The organism is Aquabacterium humicola, from assembly GCF_030167915.1.
GTDB classification, from domain to species: domain Bacteria; phylum Pseudomonadota; class Gammaproteobacteria; order Burkholderiales; family Burkholderiaceae_C; genus Pseudaquabacterium; species Pseudaquabacterium humicola.
Genome location: NZ_JARGNB010000004.1, coordinates 37,853 through 54,511, shown reverse-complemented (window position 1 = coordinate 54,511; position 16,659 = coordinate 37,853). Strand labels below are relative to the sequence as shown.

12 protein-coding genes are annotated in these 16,659 nt (G+C 71.9%); 9 read left to right on the top strand and 3 right to left on the bottom strand.

What is annotated here, in order from left to right:
- The first annotated feature begins 62 nt into the window (after nucleotides 1-62).
- Together P1K89_RS19125 and P1K89_RS19120 are read left to right on the top strand one after the other, a co-directional pair.
- On the top strand, nucleotides 63-4,253 hold the full coding sequence (locus tag P1K89_RS19125; RefSeq protein ID WP_284618094.1) for a YhdP family protein: 4,191 nt from the start codon (nucleotides 63-65) through the stop codon (nucleotides 4,251-4,253).
- Between the two features lie 55 nt (nucleotides 4,254-4,308).
- Nucleotides 4,309-5,109 (top strand): carbon-nitrogen hydrolase family protein, encoded by an 801-nt coding sequence (locus P1K89_RS19120; RefSeq protein ID WP_284618093.1) that lies wholly within the window; start codon nucleotides 4,309-4,311, stop codon nucleotides 5,107-5,109.
- A 58-nt stretch (nucleotides 5,110-5,167) separates the two neighbouring features.
- Here the strand turns inward: P1K89_RS19120 and P1K89_RS19115 are convergent, their stop codons facing one another.
- On the bottom strand, nucleotides 5,168-6,100 hold the full coding sequence (locus tag P1K89_RS19115) for a carbohydrate kinase family protein (RefSeq protein ID WP_284618092.1): 933 nt from the start codon (nucleotides 6,098-6,100) through the stop codon (nucleotides 5,168-5,170).
- 132 nt (nucleotides 6,101-6,232) lie between these two features.
- Here P1K89_RS19115 and P1K89_RS19110 point away from each other — a divergent pair, with 132 nt between their 5' ends.
- The 4 genes from P1K89_RS19110 (at nucleotide 6,233) to P1K89_RS19095 (ending at nucleotide 10,288) form a co-directional block, all read left to right on the top strand.
- Nucleotides 6,233-7,228, top strand: coding sequence for a sugar ABC transporter substrate-binding protein (locus tag P1K89_RS19110; RefSeq protein ID WP_284618091.1), 996 nt, complete (start codon nucleotides 6,233-6,235; stop codon nucleotides 7,226-7,228).
- A gap of 62 nt (nucleotides 7,229-7,290) precedes the next feature.
- On the top strand, nucleotides 7,291-8,250 hold the full coding sequence (locus P1K89_RS19105; protein ID WP_284618090.1) for an ABC transporter permease: 960 nt from the start codon (nucleotides 7,291-7,293) through the stop codon (nucleotides 8,248-8,250).
- Nucleotides 8,250-9,056 (top strand): ATP-binding cassette domain-containing protein, encoded by an 807-nt coding sequence (locus P1K89_RS19100; RefSeq protein ID WP_284618089.1) that lies wholly within the window; start codon nucleotides 8,250-8,252, stop codon nucleotides 9,054-9,056. Before P1K89_RS19105 ends, P1K89_RS19100 begins: the two co-directional genes overlap by 1 nt.
- Nucleotides 9,041-10,288, top strand: a complete 1,248-nt coding sequence (locus P1K89_RS19095; protein WP_284618088.1) for an ROK family transcriptional regulator — start codon at nucleotides 9,041-9,043, stop codon at nucleotides 10,286-10,288. The genes P1K89_RS19100 and P1K89_RS19095 overlap by 16 nt, the downstream gene beginning before the upstream one ends.
- Before the next feature lie 4 nt (nucleotides 10,289-10,292).
- On the opposite strand, the gene P1K89_RS19090 is transcribed toward P1K89_RS19095, so the two are convergent.
- Nucleotides 10,293-11,531 carry an FAD-dependent monooxygenase gene (locus P1K89_RS19090; RefSeq protein ID WP_284618087.1) on the bottom strand — a complete coding sequence of 413 codons (1,239 nt, stop codon included), beginning with the start codon at nucleotides 11,529-11,531 and terminating at the stop codon, nucleotides 10,293-10,295.
- A gap of 84 nt (nucleotides 11,532-11,615) precedes the next feature.
- On the opposite strand from P1K89_RS19090, the gene P1K89_RS19085 reads away from it, so the two are divergent.
- The 3 genes from P1K89_RS19085 to P1K89_RS19075 are packed head-to-tail and all read left to right on the top strand — an operon-like array spanning nucleotide 11,616 to nucleotide 14,582.
- The gene (locus P1K89_RS19085; RefSeq protein ID WP_284618086.1) at nucleotides 11,616-12,659 is read left to right on the top strand and encodes an SPFH domain-containing protein; all 1,044 of its coding nucleotides are present in this window, start codon (nucleotides 11,616-11,618) and stop codon (nucleotides 12,657-12,659) included.
- 53 nt (nucleotides 12,660-12,712) lie between these two features.
- On the top strand, nucleotides 12,713-14,320 hold the full coding sequence (locus P1K89_RS19080) for a DUF4178 domain-containing protein (protein ID WP_284618085.1): 1,608 nt from the start codon (nucleotides 12,713-12,715) through the stop codon (nucleotides 14,318-14,320).
- 40 nt (nucleotides 14,321-14,360) lie between these two features.
- Entirely contained in the window at nucleotides 14,361-14,582 is a 222-nt protein-coding gene (locus P1K89_RS19075; RefSeq protein ID WP_284618084.1) for a DUF350 domain-containing protein, read from the top strand.
- 9 nt (nucleotides 14,583-14,591) lie between these two features.
- On the opposite strand, the gene P1K89_RS19070 is transcribed toward P1K89_RS19075, so the two are convergent.
- The gene (locus tag P1K89_RS19070) at nucleotides 14,592-16,595 is read right to left on the bottom strand and encodes a S9 family peptidase (RefSeq protein ID WP_284618083.1); all 2,004 of its coding nucleotides are present in this window, start codon (nucleotides 16,593-16,595) and stop codon (nucleotides 14,592-14,594) included.
- Nucleotides 16,596-16,659: the final 64 nt, after the last annotated feature.

The following is a 16,659-nucleotide window of genomic DNA, read 5'->3' as shown; positions in this document are numbered from 1 at the left end:
TTCGTCATCAGCAGGCGTCGCTGCGTACTACAACCGACGTTCTCGCTGCTGGTCCCTCATTCATGTCGTCCTCGCCTCGCGCCGCCGAACCGTCGGCCGTCCTGCCGGCCAGCGCGCCGGCCCGCACGTGGCGTTGGTGGCGTGCCGGCCTGCGCTGGGGCGCCTGGGGTCTGTTCGCGGCGTGGACTTTATGCCTCGTCGCGTGGCTGACTCTGCATTGGGGGATTCTGCCTCGCCTGGACGACTGGCGTCCGCGCATCGAGGCGCAGGCCAGCCGCGCGCTCGGCGCGCCGGTCGAGATCGGCCGCATCGAGGTGCGCTCGTCCGGCTGGGTGCCGGCCTTCGAGCTGAAGGACGTCGTCCTGCGCGATGCCAAGGGCCGCGAGGCGCTGAAGCTGCCGCGCGTCGCCGCGGCGTTGTCGGTGCCCGCGCTGCTCGGCCTGCACCTGCGTTTCGAGCAGCTGCTGATCGACGATGCGCGGCTCGAGGTGCGCCGAGATGCGCAGGGCCGCCTCCATGTTGCCGGCATGGACGTCGAGGCCGACCATGTCGGGGGCGAGAACGGCCAGCAGTTCGCCGACTGGGTCTTCGAGCAGCATGAGTTCGTGATCCGCCGCGGCACCGTGCGCTGGGTCGACGAGCAGCGCGCGGCGCCGGCGCTGGCGCTGTCGGACGTGCAACTGGTGCTGCGCAACCGCCGCCGCACGCACGAGCTGCGGCTGGACGCGACACCACCGGCGGACTGGGGCGATCGCTTCAGCATCGTCGCGCAGGCGCGCCAGCCGCTGCTGTTCGCGCGCGCGGGCGACTGGCAGCGCTGGCGTGGCACCGTGCATGCCGATCTGCCGCGGGCGACGGTGTCGGAGCTGCGCCGCCATGTCGACCTGCCGTTCGAGTTGTCGCAGGGCAGCGGCGCGCTGCGCGCCTGGGTCGACTTCGACCAGGGCCTGGCGCGCGGCGCGACGCTGGACGTGGCGCTGAACGACGTCTCGGTGCGCCTGGGCAAGGGCCTGGAGCCGCTGGCGCTGGCGCAGGCGGGCGGCCGCCTGGTGGCCGAGCGGCAGGCCGACGGCGTGCGCTTCAGCGCCAAGGGATTCGGCTTCACGACCGCCGAGGGCCAGACCTGGCCGGCGGGCAACCTCGCCCTGTCGTGGCGGCAGCGCCAGCCGCAGCGCGCCAGCGAGCCGGCGGGTGATCACCCGATCACCGGCGGCGAGCTGTCGATCGACCAGGCCGACCTGGCGGTGACCGCGGAGCTGGCCGAGCGGCTGCCGCTGGGCAGCGGCGTGCGCCAGTTGCTGGCGCAGCTGGCGCCGCGGGGGCAGGTCAGTGACCTCGCCGCGAGCTGGCAGGGCGCGCTCGATGCGCCCGAGCGCTACCAGGTCAAGGCGGCTGTCAAGGCGATGTCGATCGCCGCCGCGGCGTCGGCGCCGGGCGTGGTCGGCCGCCCCGGCTGGCGCGGCGCGGACGTCGAATTCAGCGCCAGCGACAGCGGCGGCGAGGCCCGCCTCGCCCTGACCGACGGTGCACTGGAATTCCCGGGCGTGTTCGAGGAGCCGGTGGTGCCGCTGAAGCGCTTCGGCGCGCGGCTGCAGTGGCGCATCGAACGCCCGGCGACCGCCGACGCGGCGCCGCGCATCAGCCTGGACGTCGACGATGCGCGCTTCGAGAACGACGACGCGCAGGGCGAGTTGAGCGCGCGCTGGCACACCGGGGCCGGCACCGGGTTCGGCAAGGGCAACCGGCTGCCGGGCGCGCTGGAGCTGAACGGCAAGCTGTCGAACGGCCGCGCCACCGCCGTCGCGCGCTACCTGCCGCTCGGGCTGGGGCCGGGCCCGCGCAACTACGTGACGCATGCGGTGCAGGCCGGCCGCATCAACACCGCCACCTTCCGCGTCAAGGGCGACCTGTCGGACTTCCCGTACCTGAACCGCAAGGACGGCGAGTTCCGCATCGCCGGCCAGGTGCAGGGCGTGGCGCTGGCCTACGTGCCCAACCTCGCCGGCGGCGAGCCAACCTGGCCGGCCTTCAGCGACATCGCCGGCGAGCTGGTGTTCGAGCGCACCGGCATGCAGATCCGCCAGGCGCGCGGGCGGCTGTGGGGCATCGAGCTGCACGAGGTCAACGGCGGCATCCGCGACATGGCGACCGACCAGCGCACGCTGACCATCGACGGCCGCGCGCGTGGACCGGCCGCTGATTTCATGCGTTACGTCGTGGCGACGCCGATCGACGGCTGGATCGGCCATGCGCTGGCACCGGCCAGCGCCGCCGGGGCGGCCGAGCTGCAGCTGTCGCTGAACCTGCCGCTGACGCACCTCGACCAGTCGACGGTCAAGGGCAGCGTGATGCTGCAGGGCGGCGACGTGCGCCTGCGGCCGGAGACGCCGCTGCTGGCCGGCGCGCGCGGGCGGGTGGACTTCACGCACAAGGGCGTGCAGGTCACGGGCGCCACCGCCCGCCTGTACGGCGGCGATGCGCTGATCGACGGCGGCACGCAGCCGGACGGCAGCCTGCGCTTCCAGGCCAGTGGCCAGGCGAGCGCCGAGGGCCTGCGGCGCGCGCCCGAGCTCAGTGCCTATGCGCGCTGGACCGCGCGGCTGCAGGGCCAGGCGGCCTACCGCGCGCAGCTGGGCATCGTGCACGGTCACTCCGAGCTGCTGATCACCAGCGGCCTCGCCGGCATCGCGATCGACCTGCCGGCGCCGCTGCGCAAGCCGGCTGAGGTGATCTGGCCGCTGAAGCTGCAGACGTCGATAGCGCCTGAAGTGCGCGGCCAGGCCGGTGCGCCGTCGCGCGATGTGCTGCGCATCGAGCTCGGCAGCGTGCTGCAGGCCCAGTACCTGCGCGACCTGTCCGGCCCGTCGCCGCAGGTGCTGCGCAGCGCGCTGGCGCTGCAGGCGCCGCTGCCGGAGATGGCGCCCGGCGGTCGCGCGGTGCTGGAGCCGGCGTCGTTGAACGTCGATGCCTGGCAGGCGGTGCTTGGCGGTTCCGGCGGCACCGGCGGCTCAGGCGCCGCCGGCGCTGCGGGCGGCGGGCCGGGCGGCGCGATCGACAACGCCTACGTGCCGCAGTCGATCCACGTGAAGACGCCCGAGCTGGTCTTCGGCGGCCGCAAGCTGACGCAGTTGACGCTCGCGCTGAACCGCCACGGCAGCGGCGCCGACGAAGCCTGGCGCGCCCAGGTCAGCGCCGATCAGGTGCAGGGCCAGATCGACTACCGTGAGCCGCGCGGCCCGGCCAGCGCCGGCCGCATCCACGCGCGGCTCGCGCGGCTGTCGCTGCCCAAGGCCGATGCCGAGGGCGTCGAAGGCCTGCTGGAGCAGGCGCCGGCCAGCGTGCCGGCGCTGGACATCCAGGTCGACGAGTTCGAGCTGCGCGGCAAGAAGCTCGGCAAGCTGGTGGTCGAGGCGGTGAACCGCGGGGCGAGCGGTGTCGAGTCGGCGCGGGAATGGCGGCTGAACAACCTGAGCCTGCAGACGCCCGACGGCACGCTGCATGCGAACGGCCAGTGGGGCTATGTCGCCGGCGCGCCGCCCAACGCGCCGAACAGGCGCCGCATGGCGATGGACTTCCGGCTCGACATCGCCGACGGCGGCGACCTGCTCGAACGCCTGGGCTTCGGCCGCGTCGTGCGCGGTGGCAAGGGCCGGCTGCAGGGGCAGATCGGCTGGGCCGGGTCGCCGCTGGACTTCGACGCGCCGACACTCGACGGCCAGATGACGCTGGCCCTCGATGCCGGCCAGTTCCTGAAGGCCGACCCGGGCGCCGCGCGGCTGCTGGGCGTGCTGAGCCTGCAGGCGCTGCCGCGGCGCCTGGCGCTGGACTTCCGCGACGTGTTCCAGGAAGGCTTCGCGTTCGACAACGTCACCGGCGACGTGCGGCTCGAACGCGGCATCGCGCACACCAACAACCTGCGGCTGCGCGGCGTGCAGGCGGCGGTGCTGATGGAAGGCTCGGCCGACATCCAGCGCGAGACGCAGGACCTGCGCGTGATCGTCGTGCCCGAGATCAACGCCGGCACCGCGTCGCTGGCCTATGCCGCGATCCACCCGGCGATCGGGCTCGGCACCTTCCTGGGCCAGTGGCTGCTGCGCGGGCCGCTGGCCGAGGCCAATACCCGCGAGTTCCGCATCAGCGGCGCGTGGGCCGATCCGAAGGTGGTGCAGGTCGAGCGCAAGCCGGGCGAACCGGCGCCGTCGATACCCGCCAGCCCCGCGGCAGCGGCTTCGGCGCCGCCGCGCAATCCGTGAGGGCGGCGGTGTGCGCGCCGCCGCGCAGCCATTTGAACCTTTCGCGAGCCGCCACATGAAGATCGCCGCCCTGCAGATGGTCTCGACGCCCGACGTCGATCGCAACCTCGCCGCCGCGGCGCGCCTGGCCGCCGAGGCCTCGGCGGCCGGTGCGCGGCTGGTCGCGCTGCCCGAGTACTTCTGCCTGATGGGCCGCAACGACCGCGACAAGCTCGGCGTCGCCGAAACGCTCGACGACGGGCCGATCCAGGCCGCGCTGTCGACGATCGCGCGCGACCACCAGGTGTGGGTGATCGGCGGCACGCTGCCGCTGCGCACGGCCGATCCCGAGCGCGTGCGCAACAGCACGCTGGTCTACGCGCCCGACGGCTCGCGCATCACGCGCTACGACAAGATGCACCTGTTCAACTTCGACAACGGCCGCGAGCGCTACGACGAAGGCCGCGTGCTCGAGGCGGGCACCGAACCGGTGGCCTTCGATGCCGACGGCTGGCGCATCGGGCTGTCGGTCTGCTACGACCTGCGCTTCCCCGAGCTCTACCGTGCGCTGATGCGCCCCGCCTGTGACCTGATCGTCGTGCCGGCGGCCTTCACCTACCCGACCGGCGAGGCGCACTGGGAACTGCTGCTGCGCGCCCGCGCGGTCGAGAACCAGTGCTACGTGATGGCGCCGGCGCAAGGCGGGGTGCACGAGAACGGCCGCCGCACCTGGGGCCACACGCTGATCGCCGACCCGTGGGGGCAGCTGCTCGGCTGCCGCGACGAAGGCGAGGGCGTCGTGATGGGCGAGCTGTCGCGCGCGCGGCTGGACGAAGTGCGCACGCGGCTGCCGGCGCTGTCGCACCGGCGTTTGTGAGGTCCGCCGCCGCCGCCGGCGATGCGGGCGCCGGCGCCGGTGACGCGCCTTTGACGGGTTAGCGGTCCGGCAGCTCGGCGCGCCGCGGCAGGTCGGCGCCGCGGCGCGAGCAGGTGATGGCCGCGGCCTGGGCGGCGAAACGCAGCGCGCCGTCGAGCTCGTCGCGTCTCAGCGATGCCAGCGCCGCCGCGTCCAGGCGGTCGCGCTCGGCCAGCCAGGTCAGCAGCGCGGCCTGGAAGGTGTCGCCCGCGCCGACCGTGTCGACCAGCGCCACCGGCACGCCGGGCACCGCGACCGTCTCGCGCGCGGTGAAGCCGAGCGCACCGTCGGCGCCGCGCGTGACCACCACCAGCGCGGTGCCGGCGGCCAGCGCCTCGGCCGCGAAGGCCTCGGGCGTGCGGCCGGGGTGCAGCAGCGCGAGGTCCTCGTCGCTGATCTTCAGCAGGTGCGTGCGCGGCAGCATCCACAGCAGCGTGCTGCGCCACACCGCGAGGTCCGGCTCGACGTTGGCGCGGATGTTCGGGTCGTAGCTGATCAGGCTGCGAGGGTGCTCGCGCTCGACCAGCAGGCGCTGCGTCGATGCCACCGGGTCCACCACCATCGCGTAGGAGCCGAAGTGGAAGGCGCGCGCCTCGGGCGGCACCGCGTCCAGGTGCTCGGGCCGCAGCGCGCGGTCCGCCGCGCCGTGGCCGTAGAAGGCGTAGGAGGGCACCCCGCGCGCATCGAGGCCGACGAGGCTCAGCGTCGTCGGCGCGTCCAGGCGCGCCGCGCAGCGCGTGTCGATGCCTTCGTCGAGCAGCGCGCGCATCAGCCGCTCGCCGGCGAAGCCGGTGCCGATGCCGCCGAGGAAGCCGACCGGCTGCCGCAGCCGGGCCAGGCCCATGGCGACGTTGAACGGCGAGCCGCCGATGCGGCCGTCGAAGGCCAGGCCGGTGGCGGTGTCGCCGGTCGAGAAGACATCGAAGAGCGCTTCGCCGCAGACGATGAACATGACAGGGCCTCCGGGATAACCATTAATCAATCAACTTGATTTATTAAAGCATGGCGCCGAGAATTTCACCATCGGGTCCGACCCGGGCCCGCCGCACCCGCCCTACCCCGCTTGCCCTTCCAGGAGACCGCCATGCGCCGTTGTTTGCTGACTTCCCTGCTCGCCCTGTCCGCCACCGGCCCCGCGCTGGCCGCCGACGCGCCGGTGATCGGCCTGATCACCAAGACCGAGACCAACCCGTTCTTCGTGAAGATGAAGGAAGGCGCGGCCGAGGCCGCCAAGGCGCAGGGCGCCAAGCTCTTGACCGGTGCTGGCAAGACCGACGGCGACAACGCGGGCCAGGTGACGGCGATCGAGAACATGATCGCCGCCGGCGCGAAGACGATCCTGATCACGCCCAGCGACTCGAAGGCCATCATCCCGGCGATCAAGAAGGCGCAGGCCAAGGGCGTGCAGGTGATCGCGCTCGACAGCCCGACCGACCCGGCCGAGGCCACCGATGCGCTCTTCGCCACCGACAACTACAAGGCCGGCGTGCTGATCGGCCAGTACGCGAAGGCCGCGCTGGCGGGCAAGCCGGCGAAGATCGTGATGCTCGACCTCTTCCCCGGCCACCCGGTCGGCGCGCAGCGCCACAACGGCTTCCTGAAGGGCTTCGGCCTGGCGGCGCCGGACGCGAAGAGCAACGAGCTCGGCAAGGCCGCCGAGGTGGTCTGCATGGCCGACAGCTTCGGCGACCAGGCCAAGGGCCAGACGGCGATGGAGAACTGCCTGCAGAAGTCCGCCGACGTCAACGTGGTCTACACGATCAACGAGCCGGCCGCCGCGGGCGCGTTCAACGCGCTGAAGAAGGTGGGCAAGGACAAGGGTGTCGTGATCGTGTCGGTCGACGGCGGCTGCCAGGGCGTCAAGGACGTCGGCGACGGCAAGATCGCCGCCACCTCGCAGCAGTACCCGCTGAAGATGGCGGCGATGGGCGTCGACGCCGGCATGGCCTACGCCAAGGGCGGCAAGAAGGTCAGCGGCTACACCGACACCGGCGTCACGCTGATCGCCGCCAAGGCGGTGCCCGGCGTCGAGAGCAAGGACGTCGCCACCGGCACCTCGCTGTGCTGGGGCAAGAAGTGACCGGGGCCTGAGACATCATGGGCACCACCGCCGTCCCCCTGCCAACCGGCCCGCAGCACACCATGCGCACCCTGAAGGACAAGCTTCCCCCGCTCGGCACGCTCGGGCCCTTCATCGCGCTGCTCGCCGCCTGCGCCTTCTTCGCGACCCAGAGCGACCGCTTCCTCACCGGCGGCAACCTGTCGCTGGTGCTGCAGCAGGTGATGGTCGTCGGGGTCATCGCGATCGGCCAGACGCTGATCATCCTGACCGCCGGCATCGACCTGTCCTGCGGCATGGTGATGGCACTGGGCGGCGTCGTGATGACGAAGTTCGCCACCGAGCTCGGCCTGCCGCCGGCACTGGCCATCGGCTGCGGGCTGGCGGTGACGACGCTGTTCGGCCTGATCAACGGGCTGCTCGTCACGCGCATCAAGCTGCCGCCCTTCATCGTCACGCTGGGCACGCTGAACATCGCGTTCGCGATCACGCAGCTCTACTCCGGCTCCCAGACGATCACCGGCCTGCCCGATGCGCTGACCGCGCTCGGCGCCACCTTCTCGATCGGCGGCACCGAGGTCGCCTGGGGCACGCTGCTGATGCTGGCGCTGTTCGGGCTGACCTGGTTCGTGCTGCGCGAAACCGCGGCCGGCCGCCATGTCTACGCGGTGGGCAACAACGCGGAAGCGACGCGTCTGGTCGGCATCCCGACGCAGAAGGTGCTGCTCGGCGTCTACGTGGTCGCGGGGCTGTTCTACGGCATCGCCTCGCTGCTGTCGGTGGCGCGCACCGGCGTCGGTGATCCGAACGCCGGGCAGACCGAGAACCTCGACGCGATCACCGCCGTCGTGCTCGGCGGCACCAGCCTCTTCGGCGGCCGCGGCGTCGTGCTGGGCACGCTCGTCGGCGCGCTGATCGTCGGCGTGTTCCGCAACGGCCTGACGCTGATGGGCGTGTCGTCGATCTACCAGGTGCTGGTCACCGGCGTGCTGGTGATCCTGGCGGTGGCCACCGACCAACTCTCGCGCAAGGGAGCCCGCTGATGAACGCCGCATCGAACGCCGCGCCGCAGATCGTCATGCAGGCCCGGGGCCTGGTGAAGCGCTACGGCCAGGTCACCGCGCTGGACGGTGCCGATTTCGAGCTGCGCGCCGGCGAGATCCTCGCGGTGATCGGCGACAACGGCGCCGGCAAGTCTTCGCTGATCAAGGCGCTGTCCGGCGCGATCGTGCCCGACGACGGCGAGATCCGCCTCGACGGCCAGCCGATCCGCTTTCGCAGCCCGATCGACGCGCGCCGCGCCGGCATCGAGACGGTCTACCAGGACCTCGCGGTCGCGCCGGCGATGACGATCGCCGAGAACCTCTTCCTCGGCCGCGAGCTGCGCCGCCCCGGGCTGGCCGGACGCGTCTTTCGCATGCTGGACAAGAAACGCATGTTGCAGCAGAGCATCGAGCGCATGCAGGACCTGAAGGTCGGCATCCGCTCGATGACGCAGGCGGTCGAGACGCTGTCCGGCGGCCAGCGCCAGTGCGTCGCCGTGGCGCGCGCGGCGGCCTTCGCGCAGCACGTGGTCATCATGGACGAGCCGACTGCCGCGCTCGGCGTCAAGGAAGGCAACATGGTGCTCGAGCTGATCCGCCGCGTGCGCGACCAGGGCCTGCCGGTGGTGCTGATTTCGCACAACATGCCGCATGTCTTCGAGGTCGCCGACCGCATCCACGTCGCCCGCCTCGGCCGCCGTGCCGCGGTGCTGAACCCGAAGAAGATCAGCATGAGCGATACCGTCGCGGTGATGACCGGCGCGATGCGCCCCGAGGAGATTCCGTCTGAATGTCTAGCCCACTGACCGTGGTGGTGACCGACCCGGTGGCCGAGCCCCCGCCGCGCCTGCTGCCGCGGGGCTCGCGCCACGGCGGCCAGCGCCAGTACAACGAGCGCGTCGTGCTGCAGGCGATCCGGTTGCATGGCGCGCTGCCGGGGGCCGAGATCGCGCGGCAGACGCAGCTGACCGCGCAGACCGTCTCGATCATCACCAAGCGCCTGCTCGACGACGGCTTGATCGTCAAGGGCGCGCCGCAGCGCGGCAAGGTCGGCCAGCCGTCGGTGCCGCTGGCGCTGAACCCGGACGGTGCGTTCGCGATCGGCATCAAGGTCGGCCGGCGCAGCGTCGACGTGCTGCTGGTCGACTTCGTCGGCGCGGTTCGCGCGCGCTGGACGATGGACTACCGCTACCCCGAACCGGCGCAGCTGCTGGCCGAGATCGGCGCGCGGCTGCAGGCGATCCGCGCGCAGCTCGACGATGCGGCCTACGCCCGCGTGCAGGGCATCGGCATCGCCGCGCCGTTGTCGCTCGGCGGCTGGCAGACGCTGCTCGACATGCCGCCGGAGGTCGCCGCGCGCTGGCCGTCGACCGACCTGCGTGCCGAGGTCGCGCGGCTCACCGAGCTGCCGGTCGAGCTGCTGAAGGACACCGCGGCCGCCTGCGTCGCCGAGCTGGTGGCCGGCCGCGGCCGCAGCATCCAGAGCTTCCTGTACGTCTTCGTCGACACCTTCATCGGCGGTGGCCTGGTGATCGACAGCCACTTGCGCGCCGGGTCGCACGGCAACGCCGGCGCGATCGGCTCGCTGCCGCTGCAGCGCCACGCCAGCGGCGCCAGTCCGCGCCAGTTGCTGAGCGTGGCCTCGCTGGTCAACCTGGAACGCCTGTATGCCGACGCCGGCCTGGACATCGGCGCCGCGGCCGACGAGCGGGCGCTGCAGGCGCCCTGGGCGCCGCACACCGAAGCCTGGCTCGCCGACGCGGCCGACGCGATCGCCTTCGCGGTCAACGGCGCGGCCTGCCTGCTCGACCTGGACGGCGTGATCGTCGACGGCTCGTTCAGCCGCGCGCTGCAGGCCGCGCTGCTGGTCGCACTGGAGCGGGCGCTGGCCGGCTACAGCTGGGAAGGCGTCGACCGCCCGCCGCTGCTGCCCGGCACCATCGGCTCCGACGCGCGCGCGCTCGGCGGGGCGCTGCTGCCGCTGTACGCCAACTTCGCGCCGGACCGCGAGCTGTTCCTGAAGATGGCGATCGAGTGAGGCTTCAGCGCCGCCCGAACATCATCTGCCGCGCCAGCGCCGACTTCAGCGGCGGCAGCGCCTGCAGCGCCGCCAGGCCCAGCCCGCGCGCGGCCGGCAGCCCCGGCCAGCGCCAGGTGAAGCTGCGGGCGAGGAAATCGGTGGCGGCGATCGCCGCCCAGCGGTCCGGCGCGCGCGACCATTCGACGCGCCGCAGCGCGCCGGCGACGCTGGACGCGTCCCGCAGCGCCAGCACCAGCTCGAAGGCGTCGCGCAGGCCGAGGTTGAGGCCCTGGCCGGCCACCGGGTGCAGCGTCTGCGCGGCATTGCCGATGCGCACCGTCGCGCCGTCGACCAGCGTGCGCTCGGCGTTGAGCCCGAGCGGGAAGGGCTTCAGCGCGCCGATCGACAGCACGCGGCCGGCGGCCTCGGGCAGCAGGCTCTGCAGCACGACGAGGCGCTGCGCATCGTCGAGCTCGCGCACCGGGTCGTCGTCGCTGGGCACGCACCACACCAGCGCCGCTAGCGCCTGCGCGCCGTCGGGCTTCAGCGGCAGCAGCGCGACCGGCCCGTGGCGCGTGAAGCGTTCGAACGCCCGGCCCGCCATGCCGCCGTCGACCGCCACGGTGCCGACCCAGGCGGTCTGCCTGTAGTCGTGCCGCAGCGGGCCGCGTGGCCGTGGCGCGATGGTGGTGCCGGGCGGTTCGGCCGAGAACACGCCGCCCTCGGCGATCACCGCCAGGTCGAAGCGCTCGGCGATGCCGGCATCGATCTCGACACCGCCGTCCTTGGGCTGCAGCGCGGTGACCGGCGTGCCGAAGCGGGTGAAGAGCCGCTCGGGCGCCTGCGCGGCCACTTCGAGCCAGGCGCGCTGCAGCGGCGCGACCAGCTGGCCGTAGCCCAGCACCGCGCCGAGCAGCGGTACCGCCTCGTCCTCGGCACGGATGCGCACGGTGGCCTCCGCGTCGCCCAGGCCCAGGCGCTGCAGCCCGCCGGCGAAGGCCAGCGTCGGCGGCGCCTGCGACACATGCACCTCGAGGATCGGCTGCGCATCGGCCGCCGGCCAGGCCTGCAGCCGTTGCAGCAGCTGCACGCTGCCGAGGGACAGAGCAAGCGTACGCGGGTCGGCGGAGACGTCCTTGTCCACCGGACGGGCGTCGAACACGCTGATGCGGCTGGTCGGCAGGGTGCGCGCCGCGTGCAGCGCCAGCGCCAGCCCGACCGGGCCGGCGCCGATGACGGCAATGTTCAGGTCGGGGCTCATGTGGGGTTCGATCCGCGCCGGGTTGGCACGTATTATTCGCCGGCACCCCCGTTCCGCCGGGGTGTTGATGCAAGGAGCGTTGCCATGGGCCTGATGGACTTCATCAAGAAACAGTTCATCGACATCCTCGAGTGGACCGAGAGCCAGGACGGCGTGATCGCCTGGCGCTTCCCGATGGCGCAGAACGAAATCCAGTACGGCGCGTCGCTGACCGTGCGCGAGAGCCAGATGGCCGTCTTCGTCAACGAAGGCAAGGTGGCCGACGTCTTCGGCCCCGGCATGTACAAGCTGACGACGCAGACGCTGCCGGTGCTGACCTACCTCAAGAATTGGGACAAGCTGTTCGAGAGCCCGTTCAAGAGCGACCTGTACTTCTTCAGCACGCGCCAGCAGATCGACCAGCGCTGGGGCACCCAGCAGCCGGTGACGATCCGCGACAAGGACTTCGGCGCCGTGCGCCTGCGCGCCTTCGGCAACTACGCCTACCGCGTGGTCGACCCGAAGAAGTTCCACACCGAGATCTCGGGCACGCGCGACACCTACACGGTCGCCGACCTCGACGGCCAGTTGCGCGGGCTGATGCTGCAGCACATCAGCGATGCGGTCGCGCGCAGCGGCATCCCCTTCCTCGACCTCGCGGCGAACCAGATCGAGTTCGCCAAGCAGATCCGCGAGGCGACCGGGCCGTCCTTCGACGCGATCGGCCTGAAGCTCGAGGGCGTGACGGTGCAGAACGTCTCGCTGCCGGAGGAGCTGCAGAAGATCCTCGACCAGAAGATCGGCATGGGCATGGTCGGCAACGACATGGGCAAGTTCATGCAGTACCAGACCGCGCAGGCGATGCCCGAGCTCGCCAAGGGCGCGGCCTCGGGCGACGGCGGCGGCATGGCCGGCAGCGCGATGGGCCTGGGTGCCGGCGTTGCGCTGGGCCAGGTGATGGCGCAGAACCTCGCGGCCGGGCTGCAGTCCAGCCAGGCGCAGGGCGCAGCCGCCGCGCAGCCCGCCGCGATCCGCCCCGACGAGGTGATGGCCACGCTGGAGAAGCTGGCCGACCTGAAGGCCAAGGGCATCCTGACCGAGGACGAGTTCGCCGCGAAGAAGGCCGAGCTGCTGAAGAAGCTGGTCTGACGCACCGAACGTGACGGTCCACCATTCCCTGACCTGAGCCGGCGCGCGCGGCCTTGGCCACCGGCTCACAGCGCGTCTGGCGCGCGGCGTGCCCGAACTGCGGCGCGCCGGTCGAGTTCGCCTCGGCGGCCTCGGCCAGCGCGGTCTGCAGCTTCTGCCGCTCGACGCTGCTGCGTGACGGCGAGGCGCTGAAACGCATCGGCCAGAGCGCCGAGCTCTTCGACGACCACTCGCCGCTGCAGCTGCAGGCCGCGGGCAAGCTCGAAGGCCACGCCTTCACCATCGTCGGCCGCCAGCAGATCGGCTACGAGGGCGGCAGCTGGAACGAGTGGCACATCCTGCTGGACCAACCTGGCAGCGAGTCCGGCTTCACCAGCGCGTGGTTGTCCGAGGACAACGGCGCCTACGTCGTCGCGGCCGACCAGCCGCTGACCGGCCCGGTCCCGACGCCCGACGAGCTCTTCCCCGGCCAGCGCCGCGTCGTCAGCGGCGCGGTGTGGGACGTCGCCTCGGTGCAGCGCGCGAAGCTGCTGGCCGCCGAGGGCGAGCTGCCGGTGCCGCCGCGGCTCGATGGCGGCGAGTTCTTCGTCGCCGACCTGCGCAACCAGCAGGACCAGGTCGGCACGCTCGACTGGCGCGATCCGCAGCGTCCGAGCTGGACCGTCGGCCGCTCGGTGCGGCTGGCCGACCTGGCGCTCACCGGTCTGCGGGGCGAGAGCGAAAAGACGCTGCGCGGCAACGCGATGAACTGCCCGAACTGCGGCGCATCGCTGGAACCGAAACTCGACAGCACGAAGTCCATCGTCTGCGGCCAGTGCGAGGCGGTGGTCGACATCTCGAAGGGCGCCGGCGCCGACCTCGAGCACTACGTGCAGCAGTCGCACGGCACGCCGCCGCTGATCCCGCTGGGCCGCAGCGGCAAGATCGCGCTGGGGCCGGCCGGCACGCCGGCGATCGACTGGCAGGTGGTCGGCTACGTCGAGCGCATCGAGGTCGACGTCGAGGCCGGCGAGGAGCAGGCGACCTGGCGCGAGTACCTGCTCTACAACGCCACCGAAGGCTTCACCTTCCTCGTCGATGCCGAGGACGGCTGGAGTTATGCACGGCCGATCACCGGCGTGCCGCAGATCCAGGACCGCCGCGTGATCTGGCGCGGCAAGAGCTACGACCAGCTCTACAGCTACTCCGGCGCGGTGACGCACGTGCTGGGCGAGTTCTACTGGCGCCTTGCGCGCGGCGAGAAGACGCGCAACACCGATTTCGCCGCCGGCGCGCTGCGCCTCAATCGCGAACAGGCGGGCCAGGAGGTCACCTGGTCGGCCGGCGGGGCGCTCGATTCGGATGCCGTCGCCAAGGCCTTCGGCCTCGGCACGGCCGAAGCGCTGGCGATGCGCCGCGACACCAAGGCCTTCGCCAGCACCTCCGGCGGCGCCAAGGGGCTCAAGACCTGGCTGATCGTGTTCGTCGTCGCGATCGTGCTGTTCTCGATCATCGGCAGCTGCAGCAGCAGCAGCGACGACTGCCAGCCGCTGCGCGAGAACTTCGGCGAAGCCAGCGCCGAGTACCAGCAGTGCCTGCGCAGCCAGCGTTCGGGCGGCGGCTTCCGCACCGGCGGCGGTTCGTACGGCGGCTTCAGTTCGGGCGGCGGCAGCCACAAGTGATCGCGCCGGCACTCACCAAGACCACGGAAGGAGCGACAAGATGGGATTCGAATGGCTCAAACCCGCCATCGTGTTGGGATCGATCCTCTATGCCGTGATCGGCATCGCGGTGTTGTGGATCAGCTTCGTCGTCATCGACAAGCTCACGCCCTACAAGCTGTGGGAGGAGATCGTCGAGCACAAGAACATCGCGCTGGCGATCATCGTCGGCGCCAAGTTCATCGCCATCGGGCAGATCATCGCGGCGGCGATCCACGGCTGATCCGGCGGGTCAGGGCGCCTTGGCGGCCGGCGCTGGCGCTGGCGCCTGACCTTTCAGATGCTCGGCGAGGAAGGCCTCCAGCTCGCGGAAGAACTGCGTGCGGTGGCCCTGGTGGCCGAGGTCATGATCGCCTTCCTCCAGCGTCACCAGGCGATGCGGCTTGCCGGCCCGCTTCAGCGCGCTGGCCATCAGCTCGCTGTACTCGACGGGCACACTGCGGTCCGCCGTGCCGTGCACCAGCAGCACCGGGGCCTTGAACTGCTCGGCCAGGCGGCGCGGCGAGTTTGCCTTCAGCCGGTCGCTGTCGTCCCAGGTCGAGCCCACCAGGCGTTCGAACATCGCCTGGCCGTGCAGGTAGTTGCGGTACTGCGCGCCCAGTTCAAGCAGGTCGGTGATGCCGGCGAAGCTGACGATGCAGCGATACAGCCCGGGAGCCGTCGCGCCGCTCATCAGCGCGGCATGGGCGCCGAAGCCGCTGGCGACGATGCACACGCGGGTCGCGTCGACCCGCCCGGGCTGGGTCAGCCACTGCGCGGCGTCTGCGAGGTCGTTCTGCATCTCCGGTCCGACGCGTTGCAGGCCCAGGTCGTTCTGCACAACCCCGGTCGATCCGCGAGACGCGAGCTGCAGCACCGCGTAGCCACGGTCGGCGAGGAAGTGCGCCAGCGGGTTGAAGTCGATCGTGTCGCCGCGCGGCAAGCCGCCCTGCGGCAGGATCACTGCCGGAAGCGACTGCAGTTGACGTGCGCCCGGCGGCAGCATCAGGGCCACCGGCAGCAGCTCGCCGTCGCGTGTGGGAATCGTCAGCAGCGTCCTGCGCGCGAGCGTCCGGTCGCCGAGCTCCGGGTAGGTCTCCGCCAGCAGCGCGAGGTTGCCGGTGGCGCGCGTGCCGACGAAGTACTGCGCCGGCTGACCGTTGCCGGCCGACTTCAGAAGGTAGCGTGCGCCGTCGGCGCTGAACTGCAGCAGCTGGTTTCGGCGCTGGGGCAGGGCCTGGTCGATGGCTTGCAGCAGGCGCTTCGTGTCGGCGTCCCAGAAGCCGGCGGCGGCGTCGCCCAACACGTCGATGCGCACGCCGATGGCCTGTCCGGTCTTCGGCGCGGTCATCAGCTCACCGCGCAGGTCGAACCTCGGATGGCTCAACAGCAGCTGGCGCGTCAGGGCGTCATCGGTCAGGTTCACCTCGAACAGCGCGCGGCGGCCGTCGTGTTCGGCCGTGACGATGAGCTTGTCCGGGTCGGCACCGAAGCCCAGCGGCCAGACCGCGGTGCGGTCGAGCACGTCGAAGGTCCAGGCGGTGCGCCAGCGCGTGCCGTCGCGGTCGCTGACGAGGATGTCGACGCGCGCGTCGTGTCGCTTGATGCCCACGCGCACGCGGTGCGTGGCGTCCGTGATCCATTGCCGCACGCCGCCTCGCGCCGCGTGCACCGCGCTGCGCCGGCCGGTCTCGACATTGACGCGGAAGACCGTGGGTTCGATGGCGTGGTCCTCGACGAGCTGCAGCAGCACGTGCTGGCCGTCGTCCGGCAGCCAGTCGATGACCCCGTCCTGGTACTGCGCGACGTGCGCGAGGCGGTCGAACGACGGCGTGCGCACGAGATTCACCATGCCCGTGCCGTCGCGGCGGATCGAGAACAGGCGCGTCTCGGTGCTCTCGATCCAGCCGCGCCGGCCGGGATAACGCACGCTGACCAGCAGCCGTTCATCGTTGACCCAGCGCGCCCACGCGAACCGGAACTGCTTGTTGTCGCTCTTCAGCAGCGCCTTCAGCGGTCCGCCGCCTTCGAGCTCGCGCACGGCCAGCCAGGTGTCGGCGCCCTGGTTCAGCAGCACGGCGAAGCGCTGGCCGCCGGGCGCGAGCGTCACCCCCTCGACCATCGGCAGCCGCGCGAAGGCTTCGAGCGGGATCGGCGTCGCCGCTGCAGCGGCATCGGCCGCGTGCGCCGGCCCGCCGAGCGCAACGACAGCGGCGGCGGTCGCCAGCAGCAGCCTGGCGATCAGCGTGCGGATCATCGAATGTCCTCCCGTTTTCCGCCGCGGATGATAGGCGGCGCGGCCTGCTACGCTCGCCGCCACC

What these genes read in the sequence shown, in the direction of transcription:
- P1K89_RS19125 (WP_284618094.1), top strand. Translation starts at nt 63, where the DNA reads ATGTCGTCCTCGCCTCGCGCCGCCGAACCGTCGGCCGTCCTGCCGGCC.
- P1K89_RS19120 (WP_284618093.1), top strand. Translation starts at nt 4,309, where the DNA reads ATGAAGATCGCCGCCCTGCAGATGGTCTCGACGCCCGACGTCGATCGC.
- P1K89_RS19115 (WP_284618092.1), bottom strand. Translation starts at nt 6,100, where the DNA reads ATGTTCATCGTCTGCGGCGAAGCGCTCTTCGATGTCTTCTCGACCGGC.
- P1K89_RS19110 (WP_284618091.1), top strand. Translation starts at nt 6,233, where the DNA reads ATGCGCCGTTGTTTGCTGACTTCCCTGCTCGCCCTGTCCGCCACCGGC.
- P1K89_RS19105 (WP_284618090.1), top strand. Translation starts at nt 7,291, where the DNA reads ATGCGCACCCTGAAGGACAAGCTTCCCCCGCTCGGCACGCTCGGGCCC.
- P1K89_RS19100 (WP_284618089.1), top strand. Translation starts at nt 8,250, where the DNA reads ATGAACGCCGCATCGAACGCCGCGCCGCAGATCGTCATGCAGGCCCGG.
- P1K89_RS19095 (WP_284618088.1), top strand. Translation starts at nt 9,041, where the DNA reads ATGTCTAGCCCACTGACCGTGGTGGTGACCGACCCGGTGGCCGAGCCC.
- P1K89_RS19090 (WP_284618087.1), bottom strand. Translation starts at nt 11,531, where the DNA reads ATGAGCCCCGACCTGAACATTGCCGTCATCGGCGCCGGCCCGGTCGGG.
- P1K89_RS19085 (WP_284618086.1), top strand. Translation starts at nt 11,616, where the DNA reads ATGGGCCTGATGGACTTCATCAAGAAACAGTTCATCGACATCCTCGAG.
- P1K89_RS19075 (WP_284618084.1), top strand. Translation starts at nt 14,361, where the DNA reads ATGGGATTCGAATGGCTCAAACCCGCCATCGTGTTGGGATCGATCCTC.
- P1K89_RS19070 (WP_284618083.1), bottom strand. Translation starts at nt 16,595, where the DNA reads ATGATCCGCACGCTGATCGCCAGGCTGCTGCTGGCGACCGCCGCCGCT.